The sequence below is a fragment of the Curtobacterium sp. LFS084 genome (assembly GCF_047977705.1).
Classification (GTDB): Bacteria; Actinomycetota; Actinomycetes; order Actinomycetales; family Microbacteriaceae; genus Curtobacterium.
Genome location: NZ_JBFPFM010000019.1, coordinates 46,466 through 58,787 on the forward strand (window position 1 = coordinate 46,466; position 12,322 = coordinate 58,787).

12 protein-coding genes and 1 pseudogene are annotated in these 12,322 nt (G+C 71.9%); 3 read left to right on the forward strand and 10 right to left on the reverse strand.

Annotation, left to right across the window (positions count from 1 at the left end):
* Positions 1-3 precede the first annotated feature (3 nt).
* The 9 genes from ACNQOV_RS11380 to ybaK form a co-directional block, all read right to left on the reverse strand.
* The gene (locus ACNQOV_RS11380; RefSeq protein ID WP_022905284.1) at positions 4-768 is read right to left on the reverse strand and encodes a YebC/PmpR family DNA-binding transcriptional regulator; all 765 of its coding nucleotides are present in this window, start codon (positions 766-768) and stop codon (positions 4-6) included.
* Positions 769-866: 98 nt separating this feature from the next.
* A complete protein-coding gene (gene pdxT, locus ACNQOV_RS11385) occupies positions 867-1,463 on the reverse strand; it encodes a pyridoxal 5'-phosphate synthase glutaminase subunit PdxT (RefSeq protein ID WP_416394571.1) in 597 nt (198 codons plus the stop codon).
* Positions 1,457-2,377, reverse strand: a complete 921-nt coding sequence (pdxS, locus tag ACNQOV_RS11390; protein ID WP_402262897.1) for a pyridoxal 5'-phosphate synthase lyase subunit PdxS — start codon at positions 2,375-2,377, stop codon at positions 1,457-1,459. The genes pdxT and pdxS overlap by 7 nt, the downstream gene beginning before the upstream one ends.
* Positions 2,378-2,389: 12 nt before the next feature.
* Positions 2,390-3,043 carry an HIT family protein gene (locus ACNQOV_RS11395; RefSeq protein ID WP_416394565.1) on the reverse strand — a complete coding sequence of 218 codons (654 nt, stop codon included), beginning with the start codon at positions 3,041-3,043 and terminating at the stop codon, positions 2,390-2,392.
* On the reverse strand, positions 3,043-4,977 hold the full coding sequence (gene thrS / locus ACNQOV_RS11400) for a threonine--tRNA ligase (protein ID WP_416394572.1): 1,935 nt from the start codon (positions 4,975-4,977) through the stop codon (positions 3,043-3,045). Before thrS ends, ACNQOV_RS11395 begins: the two co-directional genes overlap by 1 nt.
* A 327-nt stretch (positions 4,978-5,304) precedes the next feature.
* A complete protein-coding gene (locus ACNQOV_RS11405; protein WP_022907327.1) occupies positions 5,305-5,847 on the reverse strand; it encodes an adenine phosphoribosyltransferase in 543 nt (180 codons plus the stop codon).
* A 677-nt stretch (positions 5,848-6,524) separates the two neighbouring features.
* Positions 6,525-6,758 (reverse strand): hypothetical protein, encoded by a 234-nt coding sequence (locus ACNQOV_RS11410; RefSeq protein ID WP_402262892.1) that lies wholly within the window; start codon positions 6,756-6,758, stop codon positions 6,525-6,527.
* Between the two features lie 607 nt (positions 6,759-7,365).
* Positions 7,366-9,960, reverse strand: coding sequence for an ATP-dependent Clp protease ATP-binding subunit (locus ACNQOV_RS11415; RefSeq protein WP_416394566.1), 2,595 nt, complete (start codon positions 9,958-9,960; stop codon positions 7,366-7,368).
* A 95-nt stretch (positions 9,961-10,055) separates the two neighbouring features.
* Positions 10,056-10,541 (reverse strand): Cys-tRNA(Pro) deacylase, encoded by a 486-nt coding sequence (ybaK, locus tag ACNQOV_RS11420; protein WP_416394567.1) that lies wholly within the window; start codon positions 10,539-10,541, stop codon positions 10,056-10,058.
* A gap of 67 nt (positions 10,542-10,608) precedes the next feature.
* Between ybaK and ACNQOV_RS11425 the strand changes: the two genes are divergently transcribed.
* Both ACNQOV_RS11425 and ACNQOV_RS11430 read left to right on the forward strand, forming a co-directional pair.
* Positions 10,609-10,893 carry a DUF6412 domain-containing protein gene (locus ACNQOV_RS11425; protein WP_416394568.1) on the forward strand — a complete coding sequence of 95 codons (285 nt, stop codon included), beginning with the start codon at positions 10,609-10,611 and terminating at the stop codon, positions 10,891-10,893.
* Between the two features lie 60 nt (positions 10,894-10,953).
* Entirely contained in the window at positions 10,954-11,691 is a 738-nt protein-coding gene (locus tag ACNQOV_RS11430) for a YidC/Oxa1 family membrane protein insertase (RefSeq protein ID WP_416394569.1), read from the forward strand.
* A gap of 42 nt (positions 11,692-11,733) precedes the next feature.
* Here ACNQOV_RS11430 and ACNQOV_RS11435 read toward each other — a convergent pair whose 3' ends face one another.
* Positions 11,734-11,937 carry a hypothetical protein gene (locus ACNQOV_RS11435; protein ID WP_022907500.1) on the reverse strand — a complete coding sequence of 68 codons (204 nt, stop codon included), beginning with the start codon at positions 11,935-11,937 and terminating at the stop codon, positions 11,734-11,736.
* 89 nt (positions 11,938-12,026) lie between these two features.
* Between ACNQOV_RS11435 and ACNQOV_RS11440 the strand changes: the two are divergent.
* Positions 12,027-12,322, forward strand: a pseudogene (locus ACNQOV_RS11440) (hypothetical protein); the annotation flags it as partial.

Genomic DNA, 12,322 nt, shown 5'->3' on the forward strand with positions numbered 1-12,322 from the left:
GGGCTAGTCCTCGTCCTCGTCGAGCTCGGCCTGGACGTCCGCGGGGATGTCGAAGTTCGAGTAGACGTTCTGGACGTCGTCGCTGTCCTCGAGCGCGTCGATGAGGCGGAACACCTTGCGGGCGGTGTCGGCGTCGACGGGCACCTTGAGGCCCGGCACGAACTCGGCGTCGGCCGAGTCGTAGTCGATCCCGGCGTCCTGCAGCGCGGTGCGGGCCGCGACGAGGTCGCTCGCCTCGGTGATGACCTCGAAGCCGCCACCCTGGTCGATGACGTCCTCGACGCCGGCGTCCAGCACGGCCGTCATGACCGTGTCCTCGTCGAGGCCGTCGGTCTTCGTGACCGAGATGACGCCCTTGCGCGAGAAGTTGTAGGCGACGCTGCCCGGGTCGGCCATGGTGCCGCCGTTCCGCGACATCGCGGTGCGGACCTCGGCAGCGGCACGGTTCTTGTTGTCCGTGAGGCACTCGATGAGCATGGCGACGCCGTTCGGGCCGTAGCCCTCGTACATGATCGTCGTGTACTCGATCGACTCACCGGTCAGGCCGGCGCCGCGCTTGATGGCGCGGTCGATGTTGTCGTTGGGGACCGAGGTCTTCTTGGCCTTCTGCACGGCGTCGACGAGCGTCGGGTTGCCCGACATGTCGGCGCCGCCCATCTTGGCGGCGACCTCGATGTTCTTGATGAGCTTCGCGAACGACTTGGCACGTCGCTGGTCGATGACGGCCTTCTTGTGCTTGGTCGTTGCCCACTTGGAATGCCCGGACACGGTGCTCCTTGCGTCTTGCGGAAAGTCCGGTCCAGCTTACCGGGCCGGGAGGGACGGTGCGGCCCCGCCTCGCGGGTCCGGTGCTTCCCCGCTCGCGATCAGGCGCTGCGGACGAGGGCGAGGAAGCGGCGGTGGAAGCGGTCCTCGCCGGCGACCTCGGGGTGGAACGCACTCGCGATGACGTTCTCCTGCTGCACCGCGACGACCTGGCCGTCCGGCAGGGCGCCGAGGACCTCGACCCCCGGGCCGTGCTGCTCCACCACGGGTGCGCGGATGAACACCGCGTGCACCGGGGGCTCGCCGAGCGCGGGCATCGGGACGTCGATCTCGAACGAGTCGTTCTGGCTGCCGAAGGCGTTCCGCCGGACGGTCGTGTCGAGCACGTCGAGCGTCTGCTGTCCGGGGATGCCGGCGGCGATGCGCGAGGAGAGCATGATCATGCCCGCGCAGGTGCCGTAGGTCGGCAGGCCGCCGCGGATCGCCTCGGACAGGGGCTCGGCCACGCCGAACGCCCGCGAGAGCTTGTCCATGACGCTCGACTCACCGCCGGGGATCACGACGCCGTCGAGGGCGCCGATCTCCTCGGCGCGACGGAGCGGCACCACGTCGGCGCCGAGTTCCGTCAGCGACGCGATGTGCTCACGGAAGTCGCCCTGCAGCGCGAGGACCCCGATGCGGGGCCGGGCGCTCACCAGCCGCGCTCGGCGAGGCGGTGCGGTGCGGGGACGTCGGCGACGTTGATGCCGACCATCGCCTCGCCCAGCCCACGGGAGACCTCGGCGATGACCTTGGGGTCGTCGTGGAAGGTCGTGGCCTTGACGATCGCGGCGGCACGCTTGGCGGGGTCGCCCGACTTGAAGATGCCCGAGCCGACGAACACGCCGTCCGCGCCGAGCTGCATCATCATCGCGGCGTCGGCCGGGGTCGCGACACCACCGGCGGTGAAGAGCACCACCGGGAGCTTGCCGGTCTGCGCGACCTCCTTCACGATGTCGAACGGGGCCTGCAGGTCCTTCGCGGCGACGTAGAGCTCGTCTTCCTTGAGGTGGCGCAGCGCCGCGATCTCCTTGTTGATCGTGCGGATGTGCTTGGTGGCCTCGGACACGTCACCCGTGCCGGCCTCGCCCTTGGAGCGGATCATGGCCGCGCCCTCGGTGATGCGACGGAGCGCCTCGCCCAGGTTCGTCGCACCGCAGACGAAGGGCGTGGTGAAGTTCCACTTGTCGATGTGGTTGACGTAGTCGGCCGGGGACAGCACCTCGGACTCGTCGATGTAGTCGACGCCGAGCTCCTGCAGCACCTGCGCCTCGACGAAGTGGCCGATGCGGGCCTTCGCCATGACGGGGATCGACACCGCGGCGATGATCTCCTCGATCATCGACGGGTCGGACATGCGGGCGACGCCACCCTGCGCACGGATGTCGGCGGGGACGCGCTCGAGGGCCATGACGGCGGTCGCGCCGGCCTCTTCCGCGATGCGGGCCTGCTCGGCGTCGACGACGTCCATGATCACGCCGCCCTTGAGCATCTCGGCGAGGCCGCGCTTGACGCGGTCCGAGCCGGTGATCGAGGTGCCGGGGGTGCTCGTGGTGCTGCTGCTGTCGCTCATGATGCCGACAGTCTAGTGCTCCGACGGCCACCCGTCGGCGACGAGTCGGCGGGTCTCGCCGAGCAGCTGGGACATCGACTTCGTCCGCGCGATGATCGGGAAGAAGTTCGCGTCGGACTGCCACCGCGGGACGATGTGCTGGTGCAGGTGGCCGGCCACCCCGGCCCCCGCGACCTCTCCCTGGTTCATCCCGATGTTGAAGCCGTCGCAGTGCGACACGGCACGCAGGACCCGCATCGCCGTCTGGGTGAGCTCGCCGATCTCGCGGAGTTCGTCCGGCGTCGCCTCGTCGTAGAGCGGGACGTGGCGGTACGGGCAGACGAGCAGGTGCCCGTTGTTGTACGGGAAGAGGTTGAGGAGGACGTAGGCGTGCTCGCCACGGGCGACGATGAGGCCGTCCTCGTCGGACTTGTGCGGGGCCTCGCAGAACGGGCAGTCGTCGTCGTGTCCGCGGTTCTTCCCCTCGCGGCCGGCGTCGATGTACGCCATCCGGTGCGGGTTCCAGAGGCGCTGGAACGCGTCCGGCACCGCGGCGCCGGTCGCGGCGTCGCGGATGACGAGCGGGTCGTCGGCCGACCCGGTCGCGGTGGGCACGGATGTGGGACCGGCCACGTCGTCGACGTGACCGGTCCCCCGGGCGGGATCCGTGCCTCCTGGCCGGGTCATCAGACCTGCGCGCGCTCGCGGATGGCGGTGAGGATGCGCTCGACCGCCTCGTCCACCGGCACGCCGTTGTCCTGACGGCCGTCGCGGAAGCGGAACGACACCGCGCCGGCGTCGCGGTCGTCGCCGCCCGCGATGAGCTGGAACGGCACCTTCTGCTTCGTGTGCGTGCGGATCTTCTTCTGCATGCGGTCATCCGAGTGGTCGACCTCGGCGCGGACGCCGTGCGCACGGAGCTTCGCGACGACCTCGTCGAGGTAGTCGCCGTACTCGGCCGCGACCGGGATCGCGACGACCTGGACCGGCGCGAGCCACGCCGGGAAGGCGCCGGCGTAGTGCTCGGTGAGGACGCCGAAGAACCGCTCGATCGAACCGAAGAGCGCGCGGTGGATCATCACCGGACGCTGACGCGTGCCGTCCGCCGCCGCGTACTCGAGGTCGAAGCGCTCCGGCAGGTTGAAGTCGAGCTGCACGGTCGACATCTGCCACGTCCGGCCGATCGCGTCGCGGGCCTGCACCGAGATCTTCGGGCCGTAGAAGGCCGCACCGGCGGGGTCCGGGACGAGTTCGAGCCCGGACTCCTCGGCGACCTCGCGCAGGGTGTCGGTCGCGACGTCCCAGACGTCGTCGTCGCCGACGTACTTCTCGGGGTCCTTCGTCGACAGCTCGAGGTAGAAGTCGTTCAGCCCGTAGTCGCGGAGCAGCGACAGGACGAACTGGAGGGTCGTGGTGAGCTCCTCCTTCATCTTCTCCTGCGTGGTGAAGATGTGGGCGTCGTCCTGCGTGAGGCCGCGCACGCGGGTGAGGCCGTGGATCACGCCGGACTTCTCGTTGCGGTACACGGTGCCGAACTCGAACATCCGCAGCGGCAGGTCGCGGTAGGACCGGGCCTGCGAGCGGTACGCGAGGATGTGCATCGGGCAGTTCATCGGCTTGAGGTAGTAGTCGGCGCCCTGGCGGGTGACGTTGCCGTCCTCGTCGCGTGCCTCGTCCATGTGCATGGGCGGGAACATGCCGTCCCGGTACCAGCCGAGGTGCCCGGACTGTTCGAAGAGGTCGCCCTTGGTGATGTGGGGCGTGTAGACGAACGAGTAGCCCTCCTGCTCGTGCCGACGGCGCGAGTAGTCCTCCATCTCGCGGCGGATGATGCCGCCCTTCGGGTGGAAGATCGCGAGGCCGGAGCCGATCTCGTCGGGGAAGGAGAACAGGTCGAGCTCGGCACCGAGCTTGCGGTGGTCGCGCTTGGCAGCCTCCTCCAGGCGGACGAGGTACGCCTTGAGCTGGTCCTTGTCCGGCCAGGCGGTGCCGTAGATGCGCTGGAGCTGCGGGTTCTTCTCGGAGCCGCGCCAGTACGCCGCGGCGACGCGCATGAGCTTCGAAGCGTTGCCGATGATCCGGGTGTGCGGCAGGTGCGGGCCGCGGCAGAGGTCCTGCCAGAGCACCTCGCCCGTCTTCGGGTCGACGTTCTCGTAGACCGTCAGCTCGCCGGCGCCGACCTCGACGCTCTCGCCGGAGTCGCCGGCCTCGGCAGCGCCCTTGAGGCCGATGAGCTCCTGCTTGTAGGGCTCCCCCGCCATGCGCTCGCGGGCCTCGTCGTCGGTGACGACCACGCGACGGAAGCGCTGGGCCTGGCGGATGATGCGGTCCATGTTCTTCTCGATCGCCTTGAGGTCCTCCGGGGTGAAGGGCTCGGCGACGTCGAAGTCGTAGTAGTAGCCGTCGGTGACGGGCGGGCCGATGCCGAGCTTGGCGTCGGGGTTGATCTGCTGCACGGCCTGCGCGAGCACGTGCGCGGCCGAGTGGCGCAGGATGTCGAGGCCGTCCTGCTCGTCGAGGGTGACCGGCTCGACGACGTCGCCGTCGTGCACCTCGGCCGCGAGGTCCTTGAGCACGCCGGCGACCCGGATCGCCACGACGCCGCGGACGCCGTCGAACAGCTCGGTGCCCGTCGTGGTCGTCGTCGCGGTGCGGGGCTCGGGTGCCTGGGGAAGGTCTGCGGGCTCGGGTGCGACTGACTCGGTCACGATGATGGGACTCCTCGGTTGGATGGGGTGGATCAAGACTAGTGCGCGGGCGGTCCGCCGGCGGGTCAGGCCGGTCCGTCCGCTGGATGGTCAGGCCGGTCCGTTTGCTGGCGGACCAGTTCGGTTCGTCCGCTGGCGGGTCAGGCCGGCCTGTCCGCTGGACGGTCAGGCCGGTCCGTCTGCTGGCGGACCAGTTCGGTTCGTCTGCTGGCGGGTCAGGCCGGTCCGTTCGCTGGCCGGTCAGGCCGGGACGGCGCCGAGGGTCTGCACGGGCAGGCGCGGCTCGAGGCGTTCGCGGCCGGCCAGTCCGTCCAGCTCGAGCAGGGCGGCGAAGCCGATCGCCTCGTACCCGGCGCGCTCGAGCAGGGTCACGGTCGCGGCGGCCGTCCCACCGGTCGCGAGGACGTCGTCGACCACGAGCACCCGCGTCCCCGCCGGCAGCTGCCCCGGTCGCAGCTCGAGCTCGGCCTCGCCGTACTCGAGCGCGTACTGCTCGCTGAGGACCTCGCCCGGCAGCTTGCCCGCCTTGCGCACGGTCAGGACGCCGACCTGGTGCTGTGCGGCGATCCCGCCCGCGAGGGCGAAGCCCCGGGCCTCGATGCCGGCGACCGCCGCGAAGCCGTCGCCGATCGCGAACGGCGCCGCGAGTGCTTCGCACACCCGGCCGAACGCGACGGCGTCCGAGAACACCGGCGTGACGTCGCGGAACAGGATCCCGGGCGAGGGGAAGTCCGGCACGACGGCGGTGAGGCGTTCGACGAGGGCAGCTGCGGTTTCGGTCACCCGACAACGGTACGGGAGGCGCGGGGCGCCTCCGTCACGCGCGGCCCGTCGCGAGGTGGCCGGGCGCGCGTGCGCGCTCGCCGCACGGTGCGAGCTTGACGCGCTGGTGCTGGGGGCCGTGCTGGTGCGGGTGCGGGATTGCCCGGTCGTGCGGGCCGCGGTCGCGGCCGCGCCGCACGGTGCGGCGGTCGCTGACTGGTGCGGGCGCGGTCGCTCGGTGCGGGGTTACAACCTCGCACCGAGCGTGCAGCGCCGCACTGGATGACGCGGGCCGCACGGTGACGCCGGTGCGTCCGGCGGGTCGTACCGGGTGCGGCCGGTTGCGGCCACGGCCGCACGGTGCGGCGGACGCCGGCCGGTGCGAGCGCGACCGTTCGGTGCGGGGTTACAACCTCGCACCGAGCGGGCAGTGCCGCACCGGGTGACGCAGGGCGCACGTTGCGTCGGGCGGGTCGTCCCGGGTGCGGCAGGTCGCGGCCGGGCCGCACGGTGCGGCGGACGCCGGCTGGTGCGGGCGCGACCGCTCGGTGCGGGGTTACAACCTCGCACCGAGCGGGCAGTGCCGCACCGGGTGACGCAGGGCGCACGGTGCGGCGGAGCCGCCGCACGGCAGCGGGAGCCGCCGCGCTGCACCGGGTCACGCGCCCCGCACCGTGCGGAGAGCAACCGCGCAGCGCTCAGCGCCAGCGGTTCTGCAGGCCGACCTGCAGGAGCCAGGCGGCCTCGCGGGCAGCCCGCTCCTGCTCGAGACGCCGGCGCGTCTCGAGGTCGACGGAATGCCGGACGTGGTGCGTCCGGCGGCTCCAGATGATCAGGGACAGCCCGACGCGGAGCGCGATGCGGTCGGACAGTGAGACCCGACGGCGCACCGCGCGGGTATCGGGAGGGCGGATGACGGTCTTCGTTGACAAGGTGGTGCCTTTCCGGCGTGATGACGACTGCCAGGGCATGGCAGTGCTGCCCGGATCGCGGGCAGAGAGATGAATGCGCGAGAATGCATTCCGCACGCCGTCGAAGAATGCACGACGAGTGCGGTCAGGAATGACTACCGATGGTGGGAGCGTCGCACCGACCACCGACGTCCACGACGACCATCCGGCGCGCTCGGACCGAGGCACCACGAGGGTGTCGGACGAGCGCACAGGACGGCTGGATCGGCACCGTGCGGCGAGGAGGCCTCAGCGCGGACGGGCCCGTCGGAGATGCGGCTGGTGTGGGACGCTCCGTGTCAGCGGACCCGGATCGGGGTGCCGCCGGACGTACGGATTCCACGGAACGGAGTCGTTGCGGTGAACATCATGGTCAGGCCCCCTCTCGGTCTCGTGCTGACGCGGTGATTGCTGCTCGTGAACACTATCCACACCGCTATTCCCCGCGCAACCCTTTTCCGGGAATCCGTCCGGAATTGCATTCCCGAACCGTTCGGACGCACCGGCACCACGGACATCCGGACACGAAGGACGCCCCGGCACCACGAGGGGTGCCGGGGCGTCCCGGCCCAGACCGGACCAGACCGGACTAGACCGCCGCGGGGACCGCGACCGAGGCCTCGAGCGCCCCGTCGACCACGTCGATCCGGACGGTGTCGCCGCCCGTCACGGCCTCGTCCACCACGAGGCTCGCGATGCGGTCGTCGACCTCGCGCTGGATCAGGCGCCGGAGCGGACGGGCGCCGTACTCCGGCTCGTAGCCGTGCTCGGCGAGCCACGCCACCGCGGCGTCCGTCACCGTCAGGGTCATGCCCTGCGCGACGAGCCGGAGCGCCGTGTCCTCGAGCAGCAGTGACACGATCGACTCGATCTGCGAGCGGTCGAGCTTCCGGAACAGCACGATCTCGTCGATGCGGTTGATGAACTCCGGCCGCATCGCCTCGCGCAGCTTGCCCATGACCCGGGCGCGCAGGTCGTCCTCGGCGTAGCCGTCCGCGGACCCGACCGGCGCGAAGCCGAGCGCACCGGAGCGCGATGCGAGGAACTCGGAGCCGATGTTCGACGTCATGACTACGACCGTGTTCCGGAAGTCCACCGTGCGACCCTGGCCGTCGGTGAGACGACCGTCGTCGAGGACCTGCAGCAGCAGGTTGAACACGTCCGGGTGCGCCTTCTCGACCTCGTCGAGCAGCACGACCGAGTACGGGTTCCGACGGACGCGCTCGGTGAGCTGCCCGGCCTCGTCGTAGCCGACGTACCCGGGAGGGGCGCCGACCAGTCGCGAGACGGTGTGCCGCTCGCCGAACTCGCTCATGTCGAACCGCAGCATCGCCGACTCGTCGCCGAACAGCGACCCGGCCAACGCCTTCGCGAGTTCGGTCTTGCCGACACCCGTCGGACCGAGGAACAGGAAGCTGCCCACCGGACGACGGGGGTCGCCCATGCCGGTCCGGCTGCGCCGCACCGCGGTGGCGATCGCCCGCACGGCGTCGTCCTGGCCGACGACGCGCTCGTGGAGTTCGTCCTCGAGCGCGGCGAGCCGGGAGCGGTCGCCCTGCGTCAGGCGGGTCGCCGGGATCCCGGTGGCACGCGACACGACGGCTGCGATGTCCTCCTCCGTGATCGAGGTGCCCACGGTCTCCGGACCGGAGGCGCGACCAGCGTCGGCCTGACCGGCGGCGGTGATCCGCGCCTCCAGTCCGTCGATCTCGTCGCGCAGGCGCGACGCCTCCTCGTAGTGCTCCTCGGCGACCGCAGCGTCCTTCGACGCCACGAGCGTGGCGACCTCGGCGCGCAGTGCCTCGACGTCGACGTCCCCGGACAGGGCGAGCCGACGGCGCGCACCGGCCTGGTCGACGAGGTCGATGGCCTTGTCCGGCAGGTGCCGGTCGGTGACGTAGCGGTGGGACAGCTCGACCGCGGCGCGGAGGGCGTCGGGCGTGTAGGTGACGCCGTGGTGCTCCTCGTAGCGCGGTGCGAGGCCGGTGAGGATCGCGACGGCGTCCTCGACGCTCGGCTCCCCCACCGTGACCGGCTGGAAGCGACGCTCGAGTGCGGCGTCCTTCTCGATCCGGCGGTACTCGTTCAGCGTGGTCGCGCCGACCAGGTGCAGGTCGCCGCGGGCCAGCCGGGGCTTGAGGATGTTGCCGGCGTCCATCGAACCGCCCTCGCCGCCACCGCCGGCGCCGACCACGGTGTGCAGCTCGTCGACGAACACGATGAGCTCGTCGGCGTGCGCCGCGATCTCGTCCATCGCCGTCGTGAGGCGCTCCTCGAAGTCGCCGCGGTAGCGGGTGCCGGAGAGCATGCCGGCGAGGTCGAGCGCGACGACCCGCTTGCCCTGGAGCAGCACGGGCACGTCGCCGTCGGCGATGCGCTGCGCGAGTCCCTCGACGATGGCGGTCTTGCCGACGCCGGGCTCGCCGATCAGGACGGGGTTGTTCTTGGTGCGACGGAGCAGGATCTCGACGGTCTGCTCGATCTCGTCCGCGCGTCCGATCACCGGGTCGATGCGGCCGTCGCGGGCTCGCTCTGTGAGGTCGGTGCCGAACTGGTCGAGCGTCGGGGTGTCGCTCGCGGTGTCGGTGGTCTGGTCCGTGCTCGTGGGCATCGTGCGCCCCTCCCTGGCGGCGGCTGCGGCCTCCGCCGCGTACTCCTGCATGACCTGCGGGGTGACGCCGGCGCTCGCGAGCAGCTGCCCGGTGACGGTGTCCTGGTCCATGACGAGCGCGAAGAAGACGTGCTCGGGGTCGGTGTACGTGCTGCCGAACCCGCGGGCGGCCTGGGTGGCCTCGAGCAGGATGCGCTGGGCGGTGCCGGTCAGGGCCGGGCGAGGGTCGGGCTGCTCCTGGGGCTCGCGGGCCATCGGCAGGCGCTGCTCGACCTCGTCGGCGAAGCGCTCGGGGTCGACGCCGGCGTGCCGGAGCACGGCGGTGAACGGGTCGGTGCGCACGAGCACGTGCAGGACGTGCAGGGCGTCGATCTCGCGCTGGCCCTGCGCGGCCGCGTACTCGGCGGTGCGCTGGAGCAGCTCGTGGGTACGACGGCTGAGCAGTCGCGTGATGTCGACCGGGCGTCCCAGCGGGACGGATCGCTGGGCGCCGGTCTCCTGTGCCGCGAGCAGACGGGCGAGGAACTCGTCGAACGAGTCGTTGCCGCCGGTCGGGCCGAACGTTGCTGGCAAAGGGACCTCCTGGGAACTTGAGTGCCTTCGACTCAATGCAACGCAGGAGGGACCGGCTCATTCCCGGTCGGCGGAGAAACTTGCGGTGACCCGGCTCAGGTCCGTGCGATCGGCGCCACGGTGGCGTCCGTGACCCGCACGAGGTCGGCCGGGGCCACCTCGATGTCGAAGCCCCGCCGGCCGCCCGACACGAAGATGCTCGCGTAGGAGAGCGCGGACTCGTCCACCACGGTCGGCAGCTTCGTCTTCTGACCGACCGGGCTGATGCCGCCGACGACGTAGCCCGTGCGCCGCTCGGCGAGTGCCGGCTCCGCGAGGGTCGCCTTCTTCCCACCGACGGCCGCCGCGATGGCCTTGAGGTCCAGTCGGTTCGCCACCGGGACGATCGCCACCGCGAGGGCACCGTCGACCGACACCACCAGGGTCTTGAACACCTGCTCCTCGCGGAGTCCGAGCGCGGCAGCCGCCTCCTCGCCGAAGTTGGTGGCGGTCTCGTGGTGCTCGTACACATGCGGGGTGTACGCGACCCCCGCCTGGTCGAGGGCGACGGTCGCTGGGGTGCTCGGCGAACCTGCGGTCATGGGCACGATCCTGCCGTGACCAGGCACTTCCCCCGCGACGGCGCGCGGGCGTTACCCTGAACGGACCATGACCATCGTCGAGCTCGTCCTGCGCTGCACCGCCGCGCTCGTGCTCGGCGACCCGTCGGTCGGCGCCGTCCCGCTCGTCGCCGTCGTGGCGCTCGGGCTCACGGCCGTGGCGGTCGCGGTCCTCGTGGCGGCCGTCCTCGCGATCGTGGTCGGCCTCGTGCCGGCGCGGTCTGCGGTGCCGTCGCGCGCTCCGGCCGACCTCGTGACGCGGATCGCCTGGAGTCATCCCGACGCCGACGGGCACGCGCGACCGCGGGCCCCGGGAGTCGTCGCACCGGCCTGACCACCGATCGGTGGCCGGGCCGCACTTGCGACCCACTCCCACCGAACCGATCGGAACGTCATGGACCTCACCACCCTGCCCCTCGTCGGGCCGCTGCTGCACGGCGGCGCCGACCTCCTCGCCGCCACCACCGCGGCACTCTCCCCCACGCTCGGCGGACTCGCCGCCGCGATCGCCGTCGTGCTGCTCACCCTGGCCGTCCGCGCCGTGCTCGTCCCGCTGGCGGTGCTGCAGGTGCGCGCCGAACGGGACCGCCGTCGCCTCGCTCCGCAGATCGCGGCGCTGCGGCAGCGCCACGCGAAGGACGCCGAGCGGCTCCGGCGCGCGATGCAGGAGCTCTACACGCACGAGAAGGTCTCGCCGCTCGCCGGCTGCCTGCCGGTCCTCGCCCAGGCGCCGGTCCTCTCGCTCGTCTACACGCTGTTCACGCACGCCTCCATCGACGGCACGGTGAACACCCTGCTCTCGGCGACCCTCGCGGGGGTGCCGCTCGGGCACTCGTTCGTCGTCGTCGTGACCTCGCCGCTGTGGGTGCACGCCTGGGTCGTGGTGCTCCTGCTCGCCGTGCTCGCCATCGTGGTCGAGCTCACCCGCCGCGCGAACCTGCGGTGGAACCCGGCAGCCGTCGCGGACGCCTCGGTGCCCGGTGCCGGTGCGACGGCGGCGATCGGGCGTTGGGCGCCCTTCGTCACGGTCGTGTTCGCGGCGATCGCACCGCTCGCGGCAGCCCTCTACGTCGTCACGAGCGCCGTGTGGACCCTCGGGGAGCGGGCGGTGCTGCGGCGCGTCCTGGCCTGACGGCGGGCACCGTTCGTCGCCGGTCGGCCGCGTCGCCGGGTGTCAGCCGCCCTGGCCCTCCTGCTGCGGACCCTGGTCGACGGGGTCGTACTCGGTGCCGCGACCCTGCTCCTCCTCCGGCAGGGGCACGTGGCGCTCGGTGCCGGTCCCCCCGGGGCTCGTCGCGACGTAGTCGGCCTCGCCGGACTGCGTGTCGTGGCTCAGCGGCTCGAGGGTCTCGGGGTCGGGATCGTGCTTGTCGCTCATGCTCCCCGTCTACGCCCCGCGAACTGGGTGCGCGCCCGCCCGCCGCCGGTGGGACGATGGGCGGACAGTGCGACCGACCGGGAGTGCGCATGGCCGACGACGACGTGGCAGCAGAACGAGCACGGCTCGAGGCGCTCGCATGGGGCGGTGGCGTGTCGGAGGCCGACGCGGCCGCCGCGAGGATCGCCCTGCAACGACTCGGCGCCCCACGGCGCGGTCCAGGAGGCGCGGCTGGCGTCACCCCGCCGGTACCGTCCACGACGCGGTCGCGTCGGACGCCGTCTGCCGCCGGTCCGTCGTCGGCGCCGTCCGGTGCCGCGGGCGACGGCAGCGCCGGACGCGCGGCTCGGGCCTCACTCGGCACCGGCGGCGCACGGCCCCTCGC

What these genes read in the sequence shown, in the direction of transcription:
- pdxS (WP_402262897.1), bottom strand. Translation starts at nt 2,377, where the DNA reads ATGAGCGACAGCAGCAGCACCACGAGCACCCCCGGCACCTCGATCACC.
- ACNQOV_RS11395 (WP_416394565.1), bottom strand. Translation starts at nt 3,043, where the DNA reads ATGACCCGGCCAGGAGGCACGGATCCCGCCCGGGGGACCGGTCACGTC.
- ybaK (WP_416394567.1), bottom strand. Translation starts at nt 10,541, where the DNA reads ATGACCGCAGGTTCGCCGAGCACCCCAGCGACCGTCGCCCTCGACCAG.
- ACNQOV_RS11425 (WP_416394568.1), top strand. Translation starts at nt 10,609, where the DNA reads ATGACCATCGTCGAGCTCGTCCTGCGCTGCACCGCCGCGCTCGTGCTC.
- ACNQOV_RS11430 (WP_416394569.1), top strand. Translation starts at nt 10,954, where the DNA reads ATGGACCTCACCACCCTGCCCCTCGTCGGGCCGCTGCTGCACGGCGGC.
- ACNQOV_RS11435 (WP_022907500.1), bottom strand. Translation starts at nt 11,937, where the DNA reads ATGAGCGACAAGCACGATCCCGACCCCGAGACCCTCGAGCCGCTGAGC.